This window comes from uncultured Romboutsia sp. (genome assembly GCF_958366745.1).
GTDB lineage: Bacteria > Bacillota > Clostridia > Peptostreptococcales > Peptostreptococcaceae > Romboutsia > Romboutsia timonensis.
In genome coordinates this window covers 1-2,759 of record NZ_CATXCO010000275.1, presented here as the reverse complement: position 1 = coordinate 2,759, position 2,759 = coordinate 1, and the positions used below count along the sequence as shown (strand labels likewise).

At 25.5% G+C, this 2,759-nt stretch carries 3 protein-coding genes; all 3 read left to right on the top strand.

Translation table 11 applies throughout. From position 1 onward, the window contains the following. The coding region (gene murJ / locus Q5F54_RS12625) for a murein biosynthesis integral membrane protein MurJ (RefSeq protein ID WP_302334543.1) at nt 1-792 on the top strand (792 nt) is incomplete at its 5' end. Then, complete coding sequence (locus tag Q5F54_RS12620) at nt 782-1,450, top strand: sugar transferase (protein WP_331562789.1); 669 nt, start codon at nt 782-784, stop codon at nt 1,448-1,450. The genes murJ and Q5F54_RS12620, both read left to right, overlap by 11 nt. 11 nt (nt 1,451-1,461) lie before the next feature. Beyond that, nucleotides 1,462-2,640, top strand: coding sequence for a glycosyltransferase (locus tag Q5F54_RS12615; RefSeq protein ID WP_302334542.1), 1,179 nt, complete (start codon nt 1,462-1,464; stop codon nt 2,638-2,640). Nucleotides 2,641-2,759 lie beyond the last annotated feature (119 nt).

Sequence of the window (2,759 nt, the reverse complement as noted above, 5' to 3'; positions counted from 1 at the left end):
TCAGCTTTAAATTATGCTAATAAGTTAAATGAATTTGTTATGGGAATTTTTATAGTGTCTATAACATCGGTAATATATCCTTTATTATCTAAGCTTTCTGCAGCAAATAATAAGGAAGAATTTAATAATTCTATAGTAAAGTCAATAAATTATGTAATATTACTAGTTATTCCGATTTCTATAGGGGCTATGGTTTTATCTACACCAATAGTTAAATTATTATTTGAGAGAGGTGCATTTGATTTAAGAGCAACTCAAATGACTTCAAGTGCATTGTTCTGTTATTCTATTGGTATTATTGGATTTGGACTTAGAGATATTTTATCAAGAGTATTTTATTCAATACAAGATACAAAAACACCTATGATAAATGGAGCTATAGCAATGGCTCTTAATATAGTACTAAATTTAATATTAATAAAATATATAGGACATGCAGGACTTGCCTTAGCAACAAGTATATCAGCATTGGTGTGTATAGTTTTATTATTTAGAAGTTTAAGAAAAAAAATAGGAAATTTTGGAGAAGAAAAAATAGCCGTTGTGTTTATAAAGACTTTAATATCAGGAGTAGTTATGGGAATTGTAACTACAATTTTTTATGACTTTATATCTAATATAGTTAAAGATGGAATGATAGGTCAAATAGTATCATTATCAATATCTGTATTAGTTGGAGTTAAAGTTTACTTTATAGGTGTAGTTATTCTTAAAATAGATGAGGTTAATCAAGCTATATCTATTATAAAAGATAAATTTACAACTAAGAGGGGTGAATATAGTGCAAAGTAATTTAGAGTTAAAAGAATTAGCACAAGAGAATGTAATAGTTCCAAATGGAAATAAAGCTTATTTATTTTTAAAAAGATTAATTGATATAGTTGGTTCTGGATTAGGTATTTTAATATTGATGCCAGTGTTTTTAATAATAGGAATATTAATTAAGTTAGAAGACCCAAAAGGAAGTATTTTTTTCTCACAAAAAAGAAATGGGTTAAATGGAAAAGAATTTAATATGTACAAATTTAGATCTATGGTACATAATGCAGAAGATTTATTAGAAAGTTTAATGTCTAAAAATGAAATGGATGGTCCAGTTTTTAAAATAAAGGATGATCCTAGAATTACAAAAATAGGAAAGTTTATAAGAAAAACAAGTTTAGATGAATTACCACAATTATTCAATGTATTAAAAGGTGATATGAGTTTAGTTGGACCAAGACCACCTATTCCTAGAGAGGTTATTCAATATAATACATATCAGTTTCAAAGGTTATCAGTAAAGCCAGGTATAACTTGTTATTGGCAAATAAGCGGAAGAAATAATATTGATTTTGATGAGTGGGTAGAATTAGATTTAAAGTATATAAAAGAAAGAAACTTATTTAAGGATATATATATAATTTTAATGACACTGCCTGTTTTATTAGGTGATAAAAATGCATCATAGGAGGTTATTAGATGAATAAAAATGTTGCTTTTTTAATTCCTTCTTTAAAAAATGGAGGTGCAGAAAGAGTATTATCTAATATGTCATTAAATTTAAGTGAAGATATAAATCAATCTATTATTGTATGGAATGCAAGTAGTATAGATTATGAATATAAAGCAGAGATATTAGATATATCTATAGATAATAAAAGTAGTATATTAGCAAATGCAAATGTATTATTTGAAAGAATAAAAAATGTAAAAAAATTAAAGGAAAAACATAATATACAAACAACAGTAAGTTTGTTAGAAGGACCGAATATAGTAAATATTTTATCTAGAAATAATGACAAAGTTATATTATCAGTACATAATTTCCAAAGTGAAGAGAGAAAAGGAATATATGGAAAAATATTTAAAGTTCTTATAAAATCACTTTATAATAAATCGGATAAAGTAGTTGCTGTATCAAAGCTTATAAAAGAAGATTTAGTGAACAATTTTAATGTAGATAAAGATAAAGTAGAAGTTATATATAATCCGGTTGATATACTTTCTATAAAAGAGCTTATAAAAGAAGACATAGAAGATGAATATAAGCATATCTTTGAAAAGCCAGTTGTAATAAATGCAGGAAGATTAACTAATCAAAAAGGTCAATGGAACTTAATTAAATCTTTTTATGAGTTAAAAAAGAAGGTCAATGATTGCCAATTAGTTATACTAGGGCAAGGTGAACTAGAAGGTGAATTAAAGATATTATGTGAAAAATTAGGTATCCAAGATGATGTTCATTTCTTAGGATTTAGAAAAAATCCTTTTAAATACATAAGTAGAGCAAATGTATTTGCACTTACATCATTATTTGAAGGATTTTCCATGGTTATAGCAGAGGCTATGGCATGTAATACAGCTGTTGTGTCTGTTGACTGTAGTGCAGGACCAAGAGAGATTTTATCTCCAGAATCTGATGTTATGTATAAATGTAAGGAAATTGAGTATGCAAAGTATGGAATTATTACTCCTGTAATAGAAAATAAGTTTGACTTAGACAAAAATATATATGATAACCATAAATTATTTGCAAAAGCATTAGAAAAAATGTTACTTGATGATAATTTAAGATTTAAATATGAAAAATTAGGGTTAAAAAGGGTAGAAGCTTTTAAAGCACAAAATATATTAAATCAGTGGGAAGAAATATTGTAAGGAGAGTTTAAATGCTAGCAAAAGAAAGTAGTGTAAGTAATAAAGATAAAATTAAACTAATATCATTATTTTATTTTATGATATTTCAAAATGTATTAGAAAATTATTTTAATGTATTT

What these genes read in the sequence shown, in the direction of transcription:
- Q5F54_RS12615 (WP_302334542.1), top strand. Translation starts at nt 1,462, where the DNA reads ATGAATAAAAATGTTGCTTTTTTAATTCCTTCTTTAAAAAATGGAGGT.